This window comes from Kitasatospora sp. NPDC028961 (assembly GCF_055564815.1).
The window spans coordinates 1-17,273 of record NZ_JBVHVO010000023.1 but is presented as its reverse complement, the minus strand read 5'-3'; the positions used below and the strand labels follow the sequence as shown (position 1 = coordinate 17,273).

17 protein-coding genes are annotated in these 17,273 nt (G+C 73.6%); 7 read left to right on the top strand and 10 right to left on the bottom strand.

The window, feature by feature from the left end; genetic code table 11:
* Positions 1 to 211 precede the first annotated feature (211 nt).
* The 5 genes from ACZ4UX_RS28550 to infC form a co-directional block, all read right to left on the bottom strand.
* Complete coding sequence (locus tag ACZ4UX_RS28550) at positions 212 to 1,315, bottom strand: sensor histidine kinase (protein ID WP_465708791.1); 1,104 nt, start codon at positions 1,313 to 1,315, stop codon at positions 212 to 214.
* 125 nt (positions 1,316 to 1,440) lie between these two features.
* A complete protein-coding gene (locus ACZ4UX_RS28545) occupies positions 1,441 to 2,307 on the bottom strand; it encodes a TrmH family RNA methyltransferase (protein ID WP_329486875.1) in 867 nt (288 codons plus the stop codon).
* 139 nt (positions 2,308 to 2,446) lie between these two features.
* Entirely contained in the window at positions 2,447 to 2,842 is a 396-nt protein-coding gene (gene rplT, locus ACZ4UX_RS28540; protein WP_329486876.1) for a 50S ribosomal protein L20, read from the bottom strand.
* 109 nt (positions 2,843 to 2,951) lie between these two features.
* Positions 2,952 to 3,146 (bottom strand): 50S ribosomal protein L35, encoded by a 195-nt coding sequence (gene rpmI / locus ACZ4UX_RS28535; RefSeq protein WP_329486877.1) that lies wholly within the window; start codon positions 3,144 to 3,146, stop codon positions 2,952 to 2,954.
* A 139-nt stretch (positions 3,147 to 3,285) separates the two neighbouring features.
* Complete coding sequence (gene infC / locus ACZ4UX_RS28530; RefSeq protein ID WP_465708822.1) at positions 3,286 to 4,008, bottom strand: translation initiation factor IF-3; 723 nt, start codon at positions 4,006 to 4,008, stop codon at positions 3,286 to 3,288.
* 483 nt (positions 4,009 to 4,491) lie between these two features.
* Here infC and ACZ4UX_RS28525 point away from each other — a divergent pair, with 483 nt between their 5' ends.
* Positions 4,492 to 4,869: a DUF1844 domain-containing protein gene (locus tag ACZ4UX_RS28525; RefSeq protein WP_329486878.1), complete on the top strand. Its 378-nt coding sequence runs from the start codon at positions 4,492 to 4,494 to the stop codon at positions 4,867 to 4,869.
* An 83-nt stretch (positions 4,870 to 4,952) separates the two neighbouring features.
* Here the strand turns inward: ACZ4UX_RS28525 and ACZ4UX_RS28520 are convergent, their stop codons facing one another.
* The gene (locus tag ACZ4UX_RS28520; RefSeq protein ID WP_465708790.1) at positions 4,953 to 5,696 is read right to left on the bottom strand and encodes an SseB family protein; all 744 of its coding nucleotides are present in this window, start codon (positions 5,694 to 5,696) and stop codon (positions 4,953 to 4,955) included.
* Positions 5,697 to 5,813: 117 nt separating this feature from the next.
* On the opposite strand from ACZ4UX_RS28520, the gene ACZ4UX_RS28515 reads away from it, so the two are divergent.
* The 3 genes from ACZ4UX_RS28515 (at position 5,814) to ACZ4UX_RS28505 (ending at position 8,775) form a co-directional block, all read left to right on the top strand.
* Complete coding sequence (locus ACZ4UX_RS28515) at positions 5,814 to 7,046, top strand: amino acid deaminase/aldolase (protein WP_465708789.1); 1,233 nt, start codon at positions 5,814 to 5,816, stop codon at positions 7,044 to 7,046.
* A gap of 97 nt (positions 7,047 to 7,143) precedes the next feature.
* The gene (locus ACZ4UX_RS28510) at positions 7,144 to 7,602 is read left to right on the top strand and encodes a hypothetical protein (RefSeq protein ID WP_465708788.1); all 459 of its coding nucleotides are present in this window, start codon (positions 7,144 to 7,146) and stop codon (positions 7,600 to 7,602) included.
* Positions 7,603 to 7,851: 249 nt separating this feature from the next.
* A complete protein-coding gene (locus ACZ4UX_RS28505) occupies positions 7,852 to 8,775 on the top strand; it encodes a lytic polysaccharide monooxygenase auxiliary activity family 9 protein (protein ID WP_465708787.1) in 924 nt (307 codons plus the stop codon).
* A gap of 139 nt (positions 8,776 to 8,914) precedes the next feature.
* Here ACZ4UX_RS28505 and ACZ4UX_RS28500 read toward each other — a convergent pair whose 3' ends face one another.
* From ACZ4UX_RS28500 to ACZ4UX_RS28485, 4 genes are all read right to left on the bottom strand, one after another.
* Complete coding sequence (locus ACZ4UX_RS28500; RefSeq protein WP_465708786.1) at positions 8,915 to 10,138, bottom strand: DUF2510 domain-containing protein; 1,224 nt, start codon at positions 10,136 to 10,138, stop codon at positions 8,915 to 8,917.
* A 143-nt stretch (positions 10,139 to 10,281) separates the two neighbouring features.
* On the bottom strand, positions 10,282 to 11,088 hold the full coding sequence (locus ACZ4UX_RS28495) for a 3-oxoacyl-ACP reductase (protein ID WP_465708785.1): 807 nt from the start codon (positions 11,086 to 11,088) through the stop codon (positions 10,282 to 10,284).
* A 9-nt stretch (positions 11,089 to 11,097) separates the two neighbouring features.
* Entirely contained in the window at positions 11,098 to 12,465 is a 1,368-nt protein-coding gene (locus ACZ4UX_RS28490) for an aldehyde dehydrogenase family protein (protein WP_465708784.1), read from the bottom strand.
* Positions 12,466 to 12,470: 5 nt separating this feature from the next.
* Positions 12,471 to 13,865 (bottom strand): glutamine synthetase family protein, encoded by a 1,395-nt coding sequence (locus tag ACZ4UX_RS28485; RefSeq protein WP_465708783.1) that lies wholly within the window; start codon positions 13,863 to 13,865, stop codon positions 12,471 to 12,473.
* 155 nt (positions 13,866 to 14,020) lie between these two features.
* On the opposite strand from ACZ4UX_RS28485, the gene ACZ4UX_RS28480 reads away from it, so the two are divergent.
* The 3 genes from ACZ4UX_RS28480 to ACZ4UX_RS28470 all read left to right on the top strand — a co-directional run bounded on the left by ACZ4UX_RS28480 (position 14,021) and on the right by ACZ4UX_RS28470 (position 17,142).
* Entirely contained in the window at positions 14,021 to 14,761 is a 741-nt protein-coding gene (locus tag ACZ4UX_RS28480) for a gamma-glutamyl-gamma-aminobutyrate hydrolase family protein (protein WP_329486888.1), read from the top strand.
* 295 nt (positions 14,762 to 15,056) lie between these two features.
* Positions 15,057 to 16,136, top strand: coding sequence for a cation diffusion facilitator family transporter (locus tag ACZ4UX_RS28475; RefSeq protein ID WP_465708782.1), 1,080 nt, complete (start codon positions 15,057 to 15,059; stop codon positions 16,134 to 16,136).
* A 103-nt stretch (positions 16,137 to 16,239) separates the two neighbouring features.
* Positions 16,240 to 17,142 (top strand): 5'-3' exonuclease, encoded by a 903-nt coding sequence (locus ACZ4UX_RS28470; RefSeq protein ID WP_329492052.1) that lies wholly within the window; start codon positions 16,240 to 16,242, stop codon positions 17,140 to 17,142.
* Positions 17,143 to 17,273: the final 131 nt, after the last annotated feature.

Genomic DNA, 17,273 nt, shown 5'->3' with positions numbered 1-17,273 from the left:
CGTGGCCGGGGCACGGGCAGCCCCCGCCGCAGGTGCTCGGAAGGGGTGTCCGCGGCACGGCCGCGCAGGGCGTCCCACAACGCCAAAGGTCGAGTGTAGTCGCAGCGCATGGTGCGGCTGCCGTCAAGCCCGTCCGGCCTCCCGATCCGCACCGGGCTCCGGGGGTGGGGGCGCCGCCCCCGGAGCCCGCCGCGGCTGCCTCCAGGCTCCGTCAGAGCATGAAGTCGGGCACGCCGGCGGGCAGGATAAATCGGAACCGGGCGCCGCCGCCGGGCGCGCGGTCGACGCGGATCGAGCCGCCGTGGGCCTCCACGATGCCCTTGACGATGTAGAGGCCCAGGCCCGTGCCGCCGCGCTTGGAACCGCGCCAGAAGCGGGTGAACACGCGCGGCATCGAGTCCTCGGGGATGCCGGTGCCTTCATCGCTCACGGTGACCGCGGTGCCTTCCACAGTTCGGGGCGGGGTGCCGGAGCGCTCCCAGACGGGTGCCTCGACGACCTCCTTGGCCGGTGCCACCTCGATCGTGACAGTTCCCTCACCGTGGCGCACCGCATTTTCCAGCAGGTTGGCCAGCACCTGGTCCACCTTGTCCGGGTCGGCCCAGAGCACGGTGAGCGGCTCGCTGATCCGGATGTCGAAGCGGTCCTCGGGGATGCCGGTGGCGACCTTGCGGTCCACGTGCCGGCGCACCGAGGCGGCCAGGTCGACCACCTGCTTGCGCAGTTCCAGCCGTCCGGCGTCGATCCGGGAGATGTCCAGCAGCTCGGCGATCAGCCGGGTGACCCGATCGGCGTCGGCGTCGACGGTCTCCAGCATCAGCCGCTTCTGCCCGTCGGTGAACCGCTCCCACTTCGCCAGCAGGGTCGCGGTGAAGCCCTTGACGCTGGTGAGCGGCGAGCGCAGCTCGTGCGCGACGGTGGCGATCAGCTCGGCGTGGCTGCGCTCGGTCCGCCGGCGGGCCTCGGTGCCGCGCAGCGCGATCACCAGCCGCTCCAGCGGCGCCTGCGGGCGGGCCCGGACGTAGCGGGCGGACACCAGCACCTCGCGGCCGCCGGGGAGCAGCAGATTGCGCTCGGGCTGGCTGGTCCGGGTCGCCAGGCCGCCGTACGGGTCGGTCAGCTGCCACCAGCGGCGGCCGTCCAGGTCCTCCAGCGGGAGGGCGTGCTCCAGCGGGCTGCCGAGCGCGGCCTCCTGGAGGATGCCGGTCAGCCGGGCGGCGGTGCGGTTGAAGCAGACCACCCGGCCCAGGGCGTCGGCGACCACCAGGCCGTCCGGCAGGTCGTCCGGGTCGAGCTCTGGCCCGCTGCCGACCATGGGTGTCCTCCCCGATTACCCACCGTGTCTTTCCCCCCACCGAGGCAGACCCTAGCGTCTCGCGGGCCCCCGCAGTAGGGCCCGCGGCGTCGCGATGACGACTTACGGGAGCGTCCGGGTACGGCCTACGCCCGCGCCCGGCAGCCGCCGGGCGAGCGCTGCGCCCGGGCGGAGGCGTAGAGGCAGACGGCGGCGGCCGTCGCGAGGTTGAGGCTCTCGGCGTGTCCGTGGATCGGTACGCGCACCACCTCGTCGGTGAGGGCGCGGGTCTCCTCCGGGAGCCCCCAGGCCTCGTTGCCGAACACCCATGCGCCGGGCGCGCCCAGCGTGCCCTCGTCCAGCTCCTGGTCGAGGTCGCGCTCCCCCGCGCCGTCGGCGGCCAGCACCCGCACGCCGGCCTCGCGCAGCCGCCCGACCGCCTCCTCCACCGGCACGCCGACGGCGACCGGCAGGTGGAACAGGCTGCCGACGGAGGCGCGCACGGCCTTCGGGTTGTACAGGTCCACCGAGGCGTCGGTCAGCACCACCGCGTCCGCGCCGGCCGCGTCGGCGGTCCGCAGCACGGTGCCGGCGTTGCCGGGGTCGCGCACGTGGGCGAGCACCGCGACCAGCTTGGGGCGGGCCGCCAGCACCTCGGCGAACGGGGTGTCGATGAACCGGCAGAGCGCCACGATGCCCTGCGGGGTCACGGTGTCGCAGATGTCCGCGATGACCTCGTCGGTGGCGGTGAGCACCGGCAGCCCCTCGGCGCGGGCGGCGGCGACGATGCCGGCGTGCCGCTCGGCGGCCTCGGGGGTCGTGTAGACCTCGACCACGGCGTGGTCGGCCGTGCCCGGCAGCGTCCCGAACGCGACGGCCTCCCGGACGGCCTGCGGGCCCTCGACGAGGAACCGGCGCTCCTTGGTGCGCTGGTTCCGCTTGGCGAGCCGGCGGGCGGCGACGACGCGGGGCGAGCGCAGGGAGGTCAGCAGGGGGGTGTCGGTGCTCGACATGGTCTCGTCTCTGAGGCGGGGCGCCGGTGGCGTGCAGGGACTGTGGCGGGGAAACGCAAAACCGGACCCGCAGGGAGAGCCTGCGGGTCCGGTCGGTGCGACGAACCGATCCCGGGGGGATCAGGCCGATCCAGGAGGATCAGGCGGCGTCGGCGGCGGCCCTCGGGGCGTTGACGTCGGCCGGCAGCGCCTTCTGCGCGACCTCGACGAGCGAGGCGAACGCGCCCGGGTCGTTGACCGCGAGGTCGGCCAGCATCTTGCGGTCGATCTCGACGCTGGCGGCCTTCAGGCCCTGCACGAAGCGGTTGTAGGTGATGCCGTTGGCACGGGCCGCAGCGTTGATGCGCTGGATCCACAGCTGACGGAAGTCGCCCTTGCGCTTCTTGCGGTCGTTGAAGTTGTAGACCAGCGAGTGGGTGACCTGCTCCTTGGCCTTGCGGTACAGGCGCGAGCGCTGGCCCCGGTAGCCGCTGGCGCGCTCCAGGATGACCCGGCGCTTCTTGTGGGCGTTGACTGCCCGCTTGACGCGTGCCACTTGATTACTCCTTGGGTTGGACCACGGACTACTTCACGCGGTCCGTCATTCGAATGGGTCGGGAAGGATCAGCTGTCCCGCTCACGGCTCGCGCCGGGCGGGAGGGCGATCACTTGCCGAGAAGCTTCTTGATCTTCTTGGCGTCGGCGGGGGCCACCACGACGGTGCCGGCCAGCTTGCGGGTCAGCGTGGAGGGCTTGTGCTCCAGGAGGTGGCGGCGGCCGGCGCGCTCGCGCAGCACCTTGCCAGAGCCACTGATCTTGAAGCGCTTGCTGGCGCCACTGTGCGTCTTCTGCTTCGGCATTTCGCCGTATCTCCTCGTCGGTCCGTCCACGCCCGCGCGGTGTGCGCCGCGCGGGCGTGAAGGATGGATCTGCGATGACCGGGCGGACGCCCGTTCACCTTGGTGGCCGGTCTCCCGAACCGCCCTGGCCGGTGAAGGCTCAGGCGTCCTGGGAGGCCTCGGCCGGCTGCTCGACCTCGGCGTCGTCGTCCTCGGCGTCGGCCTCGTCGGCCTCCGCCTCGGCCGCGGCGTTCTCGGCCTCAAGCGCTGCGTCCTCGTCGGCCTCGGCGGCGTCGGAGCCGGGGGTGCGGCCCTGACGCTCGGCCTTGCGGGCGTCCGCGATCGCGCGGGCCTCGGCCATCGCCTCGGTCTTCTTCTTGTGCGGGCCGAGAACCATGATCATGTTTCGGCCGTCCTGCTTGGCCGAGGACTCGACGAAGCCCAGGTCCTGGACGTCGTTGGCCAGCCGCTGCAGCAGTCGGAAGCCCAGCTCGGGGCGCGACTGCTCGCGACCGCGGAACATGATCGTGATCTTGACCTTGTCGCCCTGCTTGAGGAACCGAACGACGTGACCCTTCTTGGTGTCATAGTCGTGCGGGTCGATCTTCGGCCGGAGCTTCATCTCCTTGATGACCGTGTGCGCCTGGTTCTTGCGCGCCTCACGGGCCTTCATGGCCGACTCGTACTTGAACTTGCCGTAGTCCATGAGCTTGCACACCGGCGGCCGGGCGGTCGCCGCGACCTCGACGAGGTCGAGGTCGTACTCCTGCGCGAGCTCCAGCGCCTTGGCAAGCGGCACGATGCCGACCTGCTCGCCGCTGGGACCGACGAGTCGCACCTCGGGGACGCGAATCCGGTCGTTGATGCGGGGCTCGGTGCTGATGGGGCCTCCTAGGTTGCACCTTCTGCGATGCGGCCGTCGGACGGCGGTCGCACGTAGTGGACTCGACCACTGGGCGGGGCTTCATTCGTGCTGCGCTGCCTACCTTGCTGATGGGCACTGCATGCACCGCGACACGAAAAAAGCCCCGCTCGGTACAAGCGGGGCTCCACACAACCGGGGGCTGCACCCGGTGAGGGGTGCGGCGGGCGACTCGGCGCCTGGGCGCCCGTCGCGGACCGGGACCCGTCGACCGTGAGGCCGATCGGGTGGGAGACTTTCGCGGTTGCCCTCTCGGGCCTCCTGGGTGGAGCCTCCTCTTGCTGGCCGGGCGCTCCTCAGGAGCTCCTGGCCGGTCAGTCTCGAAGCATACAGCGTTTCGGCCGCGCCCGGTATTCCGCCCCTCGCTCCCCGCGGCCCGGCCCCCGGCCGGCCCCCTTGTACGCTCCTTGGGTACGGACACCGGCACGACGGAACGAGCCCCCCTTGAGCAGCGAGCCCACCCAGAACCCCGCCGCGGACGACGAGGCGATCGGTTTCGACGACCTCACCCGGGACATCGCCGAGGTCCCCGCCGTCGAGGTGATCACGACCGTCGCGGTACACCTGATGAGCGCCGCCGCCGTGAAGTGCGGCCTGGCCGAGGGCGGCGAGGCCGACAAGGACCTCGACGAGGCGCGCAAGCTGATCACCGCGCTCGCCGGGCTGGTCACCGCCGGTGCCCCCGAGATCAGCAACTTCCACGCCGCCCCGCTGCGGGACGGCCTGAAGTCGCTCCAGCTGGCCTTCCGCGAGGCGTCCATCGTGCCGGACGCGCCGGGCACCGGGCCGGGCGAGAAGTTCACCGGGCCGGTCTACGCCTGAGCCCCACCGGGACACCGCGTGCCCTCTCGTCCACCGGGCGAGGGGGCACCCTCGCGTCCGGGCGCCGCGCGGGCCGGGCCCCGCTAGCGGCGGTACAGCGGCTCGCCGGGCAGCGCGGAGTCGGCCGGCAGCACGGCCAGGTTCAGGCCCTGGTCGAGCCGGACCCGCAGCACCGGGTCGGCCGCGACCGCCTGCCCGATCCGCCGGGCGGCCGCCTGGACGGCCTCCTGGTCCAGCGCCCGGTCCAGCACCACCGCGAGCAGGCCGTCCCCCTCCTGGTAGGGCGCCAGCAGACCGCTCACCACCTGCGGCTCGGCCGCCAGCAGCGCACGGACGGCCTCGCGCACCTCGGGGTCGCGCACCGGCGGCAGGTACGGCCGGTTCTCCGCCAGCGCGCGCAACCGGGCGCCGGACAGCCGGTACGGCACCGGGCCGGCCGGGTCGATCAGCAGGGTGTCCGCGCGCTCGGAGTAGGCGACCATCGCGGCCTGCGGGGCGGCGACCGGTGCCGGGCGGGCGTCGGCGCGCCAGCGGGTCAGCGCCTCCATCGAGGTGAAGGCCGGCAGCGCCCGCCGGCCGTCCGCGGCCTCGATCACCGGGACGGCCATGTCACTGGTCTTCTCGTGCTTGTGCCCGTGCTCGTCCAGCTCCACCTCGCCGAGGACGGCGACGATCGGGACCATCAGCCGGGTCGGCGTCAGCGCCGCGAGCACCTCCGGCTCGGCCCCGGGCTCCTGCGACCAGCGCGCGAGCGCCTCGGCGAGCGCCGGGTCGGCGGTGCCGTCGTCGGCGGCGAATCCTGGGTTCGGAATGTTCTTGCGGTCCACCCGGCCGACCCTATGCCACCTCACACCCGCCGCCGGGGCGAGGCGGAGCCGCGCCGTCGGGGTGGATCGTCCGCCGTAGGCCTACCCACCGGTAGCGGGGTGTGGCACTCTGCGCCCATGGCCACGCTCGAAGCTGCTGCCCGTACCGCCGCCGTGCCCTCGCCGGCCGCCGACCGAGCCCGGTACGACCGGGCCACCGCCCATCTCGACGGCCCGGTGGCCGTCGTCGACCTCGCGGCCTTCGACGCCAACGCGGCCGACCTGGTCCGCCGGGCGGCCGGCAAGCCGGTCCGGGTGGCCAGCAAGTCGGTGCGCTGCCGCGCCCTGCTGGAGCGGGTGCTGGCCATGGACGGCTTCGCCGGGGTGATGAGCTTCACCCTCGGCGAGTCGCTCTGGCTGGCCCGCACGGGCGTCCGCGACGTCCTCCTGGCCTACCCCTCGGCGGACCGCTCCGGCTTCGCCGAACTGACCGGCGATCCGGAGCTGGCCGCCGCCGTCACCGTGCTGGTCGACGACCCGGCCCAGCTCGACCTGATCGACGCGGCCCGGACCGGCCCCGCCGAGGTCCGGGTCTGCCTGGAGCTGGACACCGCGCTGCAGTTGTTCGGCGGGCGGGTGCGGGTCGGCGCCCGGCGCTCGCCGATGCGCACGCCCGAGGACCTCGGAGCCTTCGCCGAGCTGGTGCAGCGCCGCCGCGGGTTCCGGGTGGTCGGGCTGATGGCCTACGAGGGACACATCGCCGGGGTGGGCGACAGCGTGCCCGGGCGGCCGGTGCGCTCCCGGATGATCCGGCTGATGCAGGCGAAGGCCCGGGCCGAGCTGGCCGAGCGGCGCGCGGCGACGGTCCGGCGGCTGCGCCGGGTGACCGAGCTGGAGTTCGTCAACGGCGGCGGCACCGGCAGCGTCGAGTCGACCGTGGCGGAGCGGGCGGTCACCGAGGTGGCGGCGGGCTCGGGGCTGTACCTGCCGCGGCTGTTCGACAACTACCGCTCGTTCCGGGGCCGGCCGGCCGCGCTGTTCGGCCAGCCGGTGGTGCGCCGGCCCGGCCTCGGGGTGGTGACGGTGCTCGGCGGCGGCTACCCGGCCTCCGGCGCGGCCGGGCCGGACCGCTCGCCGGTGCCCCACCTGCCGCCGGGGCTGCGCTACGACCCGATGGAGGGGGCCGGCGAGGTGCAGACCCCGCTGCTCGGCTCGGCCGCCGACGACCTGCTGATCGGGGACCGGGTCTGGTTCCGGCACGCCAAGGCGGGCGAGCTGTGCGAGCGCTTCGCCGAGCTGCACCTGATCGAGGGCGACCGGGTGGTGCGCACCGTCCCGACCTACCGGGGCGAGCAGCGGACCTTCCTCTGACCGCCGGGTACGCCACCACGGCCGAACGGGCCGCCGCGGCGCCCTCGTTGCCCTACCGTGGTTCGGGACAGGACCGGACGCGACGTCAGGGGGCGCCATGGAGGCCGAGATCGTGCAGGGGCTGGTGACCTCGGGTGCCACCACCCTGGTCGGGCTGATGGCCACCGAGGTCTGGACCCAGGCCCGTTCGCGCTTCGCGGCGCTGTTCGGGCGGGGCGAGACCGACGAGGCGGAGGCCGCGGCCCTGGAGCGCTCGCGGACGGTCATCGCCCGCGCCCGGGAGACCGGTGACACCGGGGCCGTCGACGACCTGACCGGCACCTGGCGCGGCCGGCTCCGCCAGGCACTCCTGGAGAACCCCGAGGTGGCCGACGAACTCCGCGCCATCCTGGCGGAGTTCGAGCCGCGGCTGCCCGCACCGGGCGGCGAGTCCCTGGAGAACACCATCACCGGCGGAACGGTGCACGGCATGGTGATCCAGGCCAAGAACGTGCACGGGGGCGCGCACTTCCACCAGTACGGGCAGGGCCCGGGCCGGCCTTCCGGCGGCCGCTGACCTTTTCCCGGCCTTTCCCCCACCTTAAGAAGGCCCGAGGGGCGCCCGAACTCCGGCGCCCCTCGGGCCTCTGCGCTGCGCGTACGGCTACAGTCCGTCAAAAAGTACGCCACAACGGGCTATTGCCAGTTGGTCTAGTCCAATCATACGCTCTGCCCGGGCCCCGCGCGCCGGGCCGGCGGGCCCCGGGCAGACGTGCCCACTCCCCCACACTCTCGGCCCGGAACACGGTCAAGGAGTCCCCACCCCATGTCCATCAAGAGAAGTGCTCTGTCCCTCGGTGTCATAGGCGCCGCGGTCCTCGCCGTTTCGACGACCGCCGCCGGCACCGCCAGCGCCCACGGCGCCATGACCAACCCGGTCAGCCGCATCGCGGCCTGCTACGCCGAAGGCCCGGAGACTCCCAAGTCCCAGGTCTGCAAGGACCTCGTGGCGATGAGCGGCACCCAGCCGCTGTACGACTGGAACGAGGTCAACATCGCCAACGCGAACGGCAACCACCAGGCGCTGATCCCGGACGGCAAGCTCTGCTCGGCCAACCGCGACAAGTACAAGGCACTCGACATGCCGCGCACCGACTGGCCGGCCACCCCGGTCAGCGCCGGTTCGTTCGCCTTCAAGTTCCGCGTCACCGCGGCGCACGTCGGCACCCAGACCGTCTACATCACCAAGGCCGGCTACGACCCGACCAAGCCGCTGAAGTGGTCCGACCTGGAGTCGGCCCCGGTCGCCCAGGTGCAGGTCACGCGCACCGCCACCGACGGCTACTACACCTACACGGGGACGCTGCCGCAGCGCACCGGCCGCCAGCTGCTGTACATGGTCTGGCAGCGCAGCGACAGCCCGGAGGCGTTCTACAGCTGCTCCGACGTCGACTTCGGCAAGGCGGCGGCCGCCGTCGACCAGCCCGTGTCGGCGCTCGCCGCGCAGGCCCCGGCCGCGCCGAGCGAGGCGCAGATCGCCGCCGGCCAGTCCAAGTCCACCGTTTCCCACAACGGGCACGGCGGCAACGCGAACGAGCCGGCGGGCGCGGTGGTGCCGACCGCCAGCGCGGCCGTCGGCGGCTCGCCCACCGGTCCGCTGCTGCTGGCCGGCGCCGCCGCGATCAGCGTCGGCTGGGCCGGCATGGTGCTCCGGCGCCGTCGCTTCGAGGCTGTTCGACGCGACTCCTGACCGCCGGAGGCCTGGGCCGGACCGCGCACCGCCCCCCGTGCGGTCCGGCCCAGGCGATCCCCAGCTCGGCGTGTGAACACGGCGGCGGCCCACCCGGACGTGTCCGGGTGGGCCGCCGTACGTGAGCGGAGCGGTGCGATCAGGTGGTGGCGGTACCGGTGCCCCCGCCGGGGCCGGCGCCGCCGCCCGGGAAGGCGGGCAGCTTGCCGGTGTAGTCGGCGATGCCCTTGACGATGGTGTCCATCACGGCGACGTCGGGCGCCTTGTCGGCGATGTCGAAGCCGAGGTGGACGGAGATCAGCGACTTGCCGTCGGCGGACGGGAAGACGACGGTCTGCACGTAGCCGTCGTTGCCCTTCGCCGCGTCGACCTTCCAGCGGACCAGGTAGCCGTCCCGGCCGTCGACCTTGACCGCCTCGGACTTCAGCTCCTGGTGCGAGTTGAGGTCGTTGTACGAGTCCTTGGCGGCCTTCTCGATGTCGGCCTTGGCCGCCGCCTGGACGTCGGTGCCGCCGGCGACCACACCCGTGTTGGCACCGCCCAGCGAGCAGCTGCCGCCCCCGTCACAGGTGTAGGCGCCGACGCTCAGCGCGGCGAAGCCGTCCGGGGTGGTACCGCCCTGCCAGCCGGAGGGGACGGGCAGGGTGATCCGGTTCACCAGGTCGGCGGCGGTGTCACTGCCCTGGGAGGTGCCGTCGTTCCCGCCGTTGCCCTGGCCACCATTGCCCTGGCCACCGTTGCCCTGGCCACCGTTGCCCTGGCCACCGTTGCCCTGGCCGCTGCCGCCGTTGCCCCGGCCCTGGCCGTTGCCCTTGCCGCCGTTGCCGTTGCCCTGACCGCTGCCGCCGTTGCCGCCGTTGCCGCCCTGGCCACCGTCGTTACCGGGGCCGCCCAGGTCGGGCAGACCGCCCCACGGGCCTTCCTCGCCGATCGGCGGGGCCTGCCGCGGGGTGCGGTGCGTGGCACGCGGCTCGCCGTGGCCGTCCATCGCCAGGTAGGTGATCCCGGAGCCGGCGCCGAGGCCCAGCAGGGCCGCGACGGTGGCCGCGATCACCAGCTTGGACGGCCTGCGCCTGGTCTTGGGCGCCGGGGGTGCGATGGCGCCGTAGGCGGCGCCGAAGGGGGGCGGCTCCGGGTAGCGGACCGTCGGCCCGCTCCCCAGCACCTCCCCCTCCAGCACCCGGGTCTCGGCGGTCTCGTCCGACCCCGGGGCCGCGGGAGCCACCGGCTCCGGCGGGGCGTCCGAGGGTGCGGGCCGGGTGTCGGCCGTCCAGCCCTTACCGTCCCACCAGCGCTGCGGTCGCGGATCGCTGGTGGTGTCCTTCGGGTCCGGGTACCACCCGGCGGGAATCTGCTCGCTCACGTCAGAGAATCTAAAGGCAGCCGGATAAACGCGATATCAGCGCGACCGCCGATTTCCGGCATTCTCCATGAGATTACGGTGAGAAGGCCGAACGAAGCCCCCGATCGGCCCCGGATCAGCCCCCGGCCGGCCCCGGATCGACTCTAGACCGGGGTCACATAGGCACCGGCGATGCCTCCGTCGACCAGGAACTCGCTCGCCGTGATGAAGGACGAATCGTCGCTGGCGAGGAAGGCGACCGCGGCCGCGATCTCCTCGGGCCGGGCGAAGCGGCCGAGCGGAATGTGCACCAGCCGGCGGGCCGCCCGCTCCGGGTCCGCGGCGAACAGCTCGCGCAGCAGCGGGGTGTCCACCGGCCCCGGCGAGAGCGCGTTGACCCGGATGCCCTCGCGGGCGAACTGCACGCCCAGCTCGCGGGACATCGCCAGCACCCCGCCCTTGGAGGCGGTGTAGGAGATCTGCGAGGTGGCCGCGCCCATCCGGGCCACGAAGCTGGCGGTGTTGATGATCGAACCGCGCCCGTGCCGCCGCATGTACGGCAGCGCCGCCTTGCAGCAGAGGTAGACCGAGGTCAGGTTGACCTCCTGGACCCGGTGCCAGGCGGCCGGCTCCGTGGTCAGGATGGAGCCGTCCTCGGGCGGCGAGATGCCCGCGTTGTTGAAGGCGATGTCCACGCTGCCGAACGTCTCGTAGGCCTGGTCGAAGAGCGCCTCGACCATGTACGGGTCGGTCACGTCGGTGTGCACGAAGAGGCCGCCGACCTCCTGGGCGGCCGCCTTGCCGGTCGCCTCGTCGACATCGGCGCACACGACCTTCGCCCCCTCGGAGGCGAGCCGGCGGGCGGCGGCCAGGCCGATGCCGCTGCCCGCGCCGGTGATCACGGCGGTACGGCCGACCAGGCGCCGGCAGACCGGGCCGTCCTTCCCGGCCGCGGCAGGCTTCTCGCTCATGGCTGGCTCCTACTCCTCGCTCTGGATGAACACGTTCTTGGTCTCGGTGAAGGGGACCAGCGCGTCCGGCCCGAGCTCCCGGCCGATGCCGGACTCGCCGAACCCGCCGAAGGGCGTCCAGTACCGCACCGAGGAGTGCGAGTTGACCGAGAGGCTGCCCGCCGCGACGCCCCGGGCCAGGCGCAGCGCGCGGCCGACGTCCCGCGTCCAGATGGACCCGGAGAGTCCGTAGCGGGTCCCGTTGGCCAGCCACAGGGCGTCCGCCTCGCCGTCGAAGGGGAGCACCACCGCGACCGGGCCGAAGATCTCCTCCGTCGCCGCGGGCACGGTCGGGTCGGTGGGCGCGAGCACGGTCGGCGGGTACCAGAAGCCGGGGCCGTCGGGGACCGCGCCGCGGGCCAGCACCGGCAGCTCGGGGGTGACGTAGGAGGCGACCCGGCGGACCTGGGCGGCGGAGATCAGCGGGCCGAGCTCGGTGGCCGGGTCGGCCGGGTCCCCGGTGCGGACGGCCTCGACGGCGGGCAGCAGCAGGGCGAGGAAGTCGTCGAGGGCCTCGCGCTGGACCAGGATGCGGCTGCGCGCGCAGCAGTCCTGGCCGCTGTTGTCGAGGAAGGACATCGGGTCGGCGGCGCGGGCGAGGTCGGCGTCCGCGAAGACGATGCTGGGGCTCTTGCCGCCGAGTTCGAGGGTGACCCGCTTGGCCTGGGCGGCGCACCGGGCGGCGACCTCCTTGCCGACCAGGGTCGAGCCGGTGAAGACGATCTTGCGGACGGCGGGGTGGTCGACCAGTGCCCGGCCGGTGGTGGCGCCGGCCCCGGGGACGACCTGGAACAGGCCCTCCGGGAGCCCGGCGGCGAGGGCGAGTTCGGCCAGCCGCAGCGCGGTGAGCGGGGTGGCCTCGGCGGGTTTGAGGAGGACGGCATTGCCCGCGGCCAGGGCCGGGGCGAAGCCCCAGGCGGCGATCGGCATCGGGAAGTTCCACGGGGCGATCACCCCGACCACGCCGATCGGCTCGTGGAAGGTGACGTCCAGGCCGCCGGCCACCGGGATCTGGCGGCCGGTCAGCCGCTCCACCCCGCCGGCGGCGTACTCCAGCAGGTCGCGGACGTTGCCGGCCTCCCAGCGGGCGTTGCCCACGGTGTGCCCGGCCTCGCTCACCTCCAGGGCGGCCAGCTCGGGGATGTGCACCTCGACCTGGTCGGCGAAGCGGCGCAGCAGCCGGGCGCGTTCGCCGGGGGCGAGCGCGGCCCAGCCCTGCTGGGCCTTGAGGGCGCGCTGGACGGCGGCGTCCAGCCGCGCCGGGGTGGTGTCCGGGACGGTGCCGAGCACCTCCCCGGTGGCCGGGTTGAGGACGGTGCTGACGGCCGGACTCCCCACCCGGCTCACATCCGCTCGAAGGAGCGGTAGCGCTCCCAGTCGGTGACGGCGCTGTCGTACGCGGACTGCTCGACCCGGGCCATGTGCAGGTAGTGCTCCACGACGTCGCTGCCGAAGGCGGCGCGGGCGAGCTCGCTCTGCGACCAGCGGTCGGCGGCCTCGCGCAGCGAGCCGGGCACCCGGGTGTACTCGTCGGCGGCGTAGGCGTTGCCCAGGCAGGGCGTGGGCAGTTCGAGCTTCTGCTGGAGGCCGTGCAGACCGGCGGCGATCATGCCCGCCACCGCGAGGTACGGGTTGACGTCGCCGCCGGGGACGCGGTTCTCCATCCGCAGGCTCGGACCGCGGCCGACCACCCGGTAGGCGCACGTCCGGTTGTCGCGGCCCCAGGCGACGGCGGTCGGGGCGAAGGAGCCGGGCCGGTAGCGCTTGTAGGAGTTGATGTTGGGCGCGTAGAGCACGCTGAACTCGCGCAGGGCGACGAGCTGGCCGGCCAGGAAGTGCCGCATGGTGTCGGTCATCCGGCCGTCGCGGTCGGCGAAGGCCGGGGCGCCGCCCGGGACGCGGAGGTCCCGCAGCGAGAGGTGGATGTGGCAGCTGTTGCCCTCGCGCTCGTCGTACTTGGCCATGAAGGTGAGTGCGCAGCCCTGCTGGGCGGCGATCTCCTTGGCACCGGTCTTGTAGACGCTGTGCTGGTCGCAGGTGGTGAGGGCGTCGGCGTAGCGGAAGGCGATCTCGTGCTGGCCGAGGTTGCACTCGCCCTTGGCCGACTCGACGACGAGGCCGGCGCCGGCCATCTCGTTGCGGATCCGGGCGAGCAGCGGCTCGACCCGGGCGGTGCCGAGCAGCGAGTAGTCGACGTTGTACTGGTTGGCCGGGGTGAGGCCGCGGTAGCCGCCGAGCCAGGCCTGTTCGTAGGTGTCGCGGAAGACCAGGAACTCCAGCTCGGTGCCGATGTCGGCGGCCAGGCCGTACTCGGCGAGGCGCTCGATCTGGCGCCGCAGCACCTGCCGGGGCGCGGTGTCGACGGGGTGGCCGCCGTGCCGGGCGAGGTCGGCGGTGACCTGGGCGGTGCCGGGCTGCCAGGGGGTGAGCCGGAGCGTGCCGAGATCGGGGCGCATGGCGAAGTCGCCGTAGCCCGTCTCCCAGGAGGACTGGGCGTAGCCGTCGACGGTGTTGAGGTCGACGTCGACGGCTAGCAGGTAGTCGCAGGCCTCGGCGCCGTGCTCGGCGACCTCGTCGAGGAAGAACCGGGCGGCGAAGCGCTTGCCCTGGAGCCGGCCCTGCATGTCGGTGAAGGCGAGCGCGACGGTGTGGATCTCGCCGGCGTCGACCAGCGTGCGCAGCTCGCCGAGGGTGAGCGGCGCGCGCGGCCGCGCGTCCGCGGCGGTGTTGTCGGGCATGACGGGACCCTCCCCTTCGCTCACTCAGCGAGATCACACGGTCACAGCGAACCGTACGGCCTGCCACGGACAGCGCGGAAGAGGGCGGACGGGTGTGGCGCGCCGATACGCGTGGTTGACGGGGTATCAGGCGGGGCTGGAGGAGAATGCCCGCCATGGATCGCAGGCCTTTCATCGGCGTCAGCACCTACCAGGTGGACGTGAGTTGGAGCGACTGGCGGAACCGCCCGGTGGCACTGGTGCCCGAGCGGTACACCGCGTACGTGCGGGATTCGGGCGGGATCGCGCTCCTGCTGCCGCCGGACTCCCCGGAGCGCGCGCCGGAGGTGCTCGCCCGGCTGGACGCCCTGGTCATCACGGGCGGACCGGACATCGACCCGGCGTACTACGGGCAGCCGCCGCACCCGCTGACCGAGGCGGACTCGCCGGAGCGGGACCAGTGGGAGTCGGCGCTGCTGCGGGCGGCCCTGGCGGCGGGCATGCCGCTGCTGGGCATCTGCCGGGGCATGCAGGTGCTGAACGTGGTCTGCGGCGGCTCGCTCGTCCAGCACCTCCCGGACGTGGTGCACCCCGACGTGCACGCCGGGACGCCCGGCACGTACGGGGAGCACACGGTGCGGCCGGTGCCCGGGACGCTCCTCGGCGGACTGCTGCCGGAGAGCGAACTGACCGTGCCGACCTTCCACCACCAGGCGGTGGACCGGCTCGGCGCGGGGCTGCGGGTGAGCGCGCACGCGCCGGACGGCACCGTGGAGGCGGTGGAGGGGCCCGGGTTCACCCTCGGGGTGCAGTGGCACCCCGAGCAGGGGGACGACCTGCGGGTGATGCAGGCCCTGGTCCGGGCGGCGACGGCGGCCCGGACGGTCCCGCTGGAGCCGGTCGGCGCACTCGGTTAGGCCCGCCCGGCCCGCCGGGCGGTCACGGCCGCCGGTCCGGCGGGCCCCGCGGTCACGGCCGCCGTCACCGGGCTCGGCCGCCACGGCGGCCCGGGCGGGGCCGAGCCGTTCGACCTGCCCAATTCCCGTTTTCCCTGCTCAGCGGTGGCGCGGCGGCACCGGGCGGGGGTCGCGCCGCGGCAATGACAACGGTCTCCAGTGCAGTCTTTGGATCTTCCTTCGATCTGCGGTTCACTTCGACTGCGGGGCGTTCGCCTCCCTGCCTCCACCCCCGCACGTCCAGGAGAGGACTTCGATGGCCGGGCACGACCACTCCCCCGATGATCATGCGCATGACCACCGGCACGGCGACGGGCCCGCGCGGAGCGGGCACGGCGGGCACGGTCACGGCGCGCACGGTCACGGCGGGCACTCGCACGGCGTGGCCGCCGACGCCGACCGCCGCTGGCTGGTGAGCGCCCTCGCGCTGATCGTGGTGTTCATGGCCGGCGAGGTGGTGGTCGGCTTCGCCGCCGGGTCGCTGGCGCTGATCTCCGACGCGGCGCACATGCTCACCGACGCCGCCTCGATCGTGCTGGCCCTGGTGGCGATGCGGCTGTCCGCCCGCCCGGCCCGCGGCGGCTACACCTACGGGCTCAAGCGCGCCGAGATCCTCTCCGCCCAGGCCAACGGCGTCACCCTGCTGGTCCTCTCGGCCTGGCTGGGCTACGAGGCCGTCACCCGGCTGATCGATCCGCCGGACGTGACCGGCTCGCTGGTGCTGGTCACCGCGCTGATCGGGATCGTGGTCAACCTGGCCGCCGCCTGGTGCATGTCCAAGGCCAACCGCAGCTCGCTCAACGTCGAGGGCGCCTTCCAGCACGTGGTCACCGACCTCTACGCGTTCATCGCCACCGCCGTCGCGGGCGCGGTGATGCTGACCACCGGGTTCGCCCGAGCGGACGCGATCGCCTCACTGATCGTGGTGGCGCTGATGCTGAAGGCCGGCATCGGCCTGGTCCGCGCCTCCGGGCGGATCTTCCTGGAGGCCGCCCCGGCCGGCGTCGACCCGGACGCGGTGGCGGACCGGCTGGTCGCCCAGCCGCTGGTGGAGGAGATCCACGACCTGCACATCTGGGAGATCACCTCCGGCCAGCCGGCCCTGTCGGCGCACATCCTGGTCACCCCGGGCGGTGACTGCCACGCCGTCCGCCGGGAGCTGCAGCGCCGGCTGGCGGGCGAGTACGGGATCACCCACAGCACCCTCCAGGTCGACCACGTCGGCGAGGACGAGGCGGGCGCGCTGCTGCAGATCACCACTCCGGCCGGCGACCTCCCCGAGCACTGCGCCGACTCGCACGGCCCGGTCCACCGCGCCGGACCGCACGAGCACTGAGCCCGGGGCGCCCGAAGCCGGGACAGCGGCCCCCGGGAGCGCCGGAACCGGCGGGCTGTCGGCCGGGTACGGCATGATCTGAGACGTGACCGCACCGCGACTGATGCTGCTCGACTCCGCCAGCCTGTACTTCCGGGCCTACTACGGCGTGCCGGACTCCCTGCGCTCCCCGCAGGGCGAACCGGTCAACGCCGTCCGGGGCCTGCTGGACTTCATCGCCCGACTGGTCCAGGACCACCGGCCCGACCAGCTGGTCGCCTGCATGGACGCCGACTGGCGCCCCCAGTGGCGGGTCGACCTCGTGCCCTCCTACAAGACGCACCGGGTCGCCGAGGCGGCCGTCGACGGCGAGGAGGAGGTGCCGGACACCCTCGCCCCGCAGGTACCGGTGATCGAGCAGGTGCTGGACGCGCTCGGCATCGCCCGGGTCGGCTCCCCCGGCTACGAGGCGGACGACGTGATCGGCACCCTCACCGCCCGGGCCGAGGGCCCGGTGCAGATCGTCACCGGGGACCGGGACCTCTTCCAGCTGGTCGACGACGCCCGCGGGATCACCGTGCTCTACCCGGTCAAGGGGATGGGGAACCTCCAGGTCACCGACGACGCGCTGCTGCTGGAGAAGTACGGCGTGCGCGGCGCCCGGTACGCCGACATGGCCGCCCTGCGCGGCGACCCCAGCGACGGCCTGCCCGGCGTCAAGGGGATCGGCGAGAAGACGGCCGCCCAGCTGATCAACGAGTACGGCGACCTCCCGGCGATCCGGGCCGCCGCCCTCGACATCCGCTCGAAGCTCACCCCGGCCCGCCGGCGCAACATCGTCGAGGGCGCGGCCTACCTGGACGTCGCCCCGACCGTGGTCCGGGTCGCCGCCGACGCGCCGCTGCCGCCCTTCGACCCGGCCCTCCCGCGCGAGCCGCTGGACCCGATGACGCTGGAGGAGCTCTCCGCCCGCTGGGGCCTCGGCACCTCCCTGGAGCGCGTCCTGGCCGTCCTCGCTGCGCGCTGACACCCCGGCAGCACGAAGGGGGCCCGTCGTCGATGAGATGCTGTTGGTTAATTCGGGCCCGTGCGTGACGTCGGCTCCCAAGACCCGGTTGTGGTCTTGGGAGCCGATGTTGTCGTGTGGGGAGGGTTCGG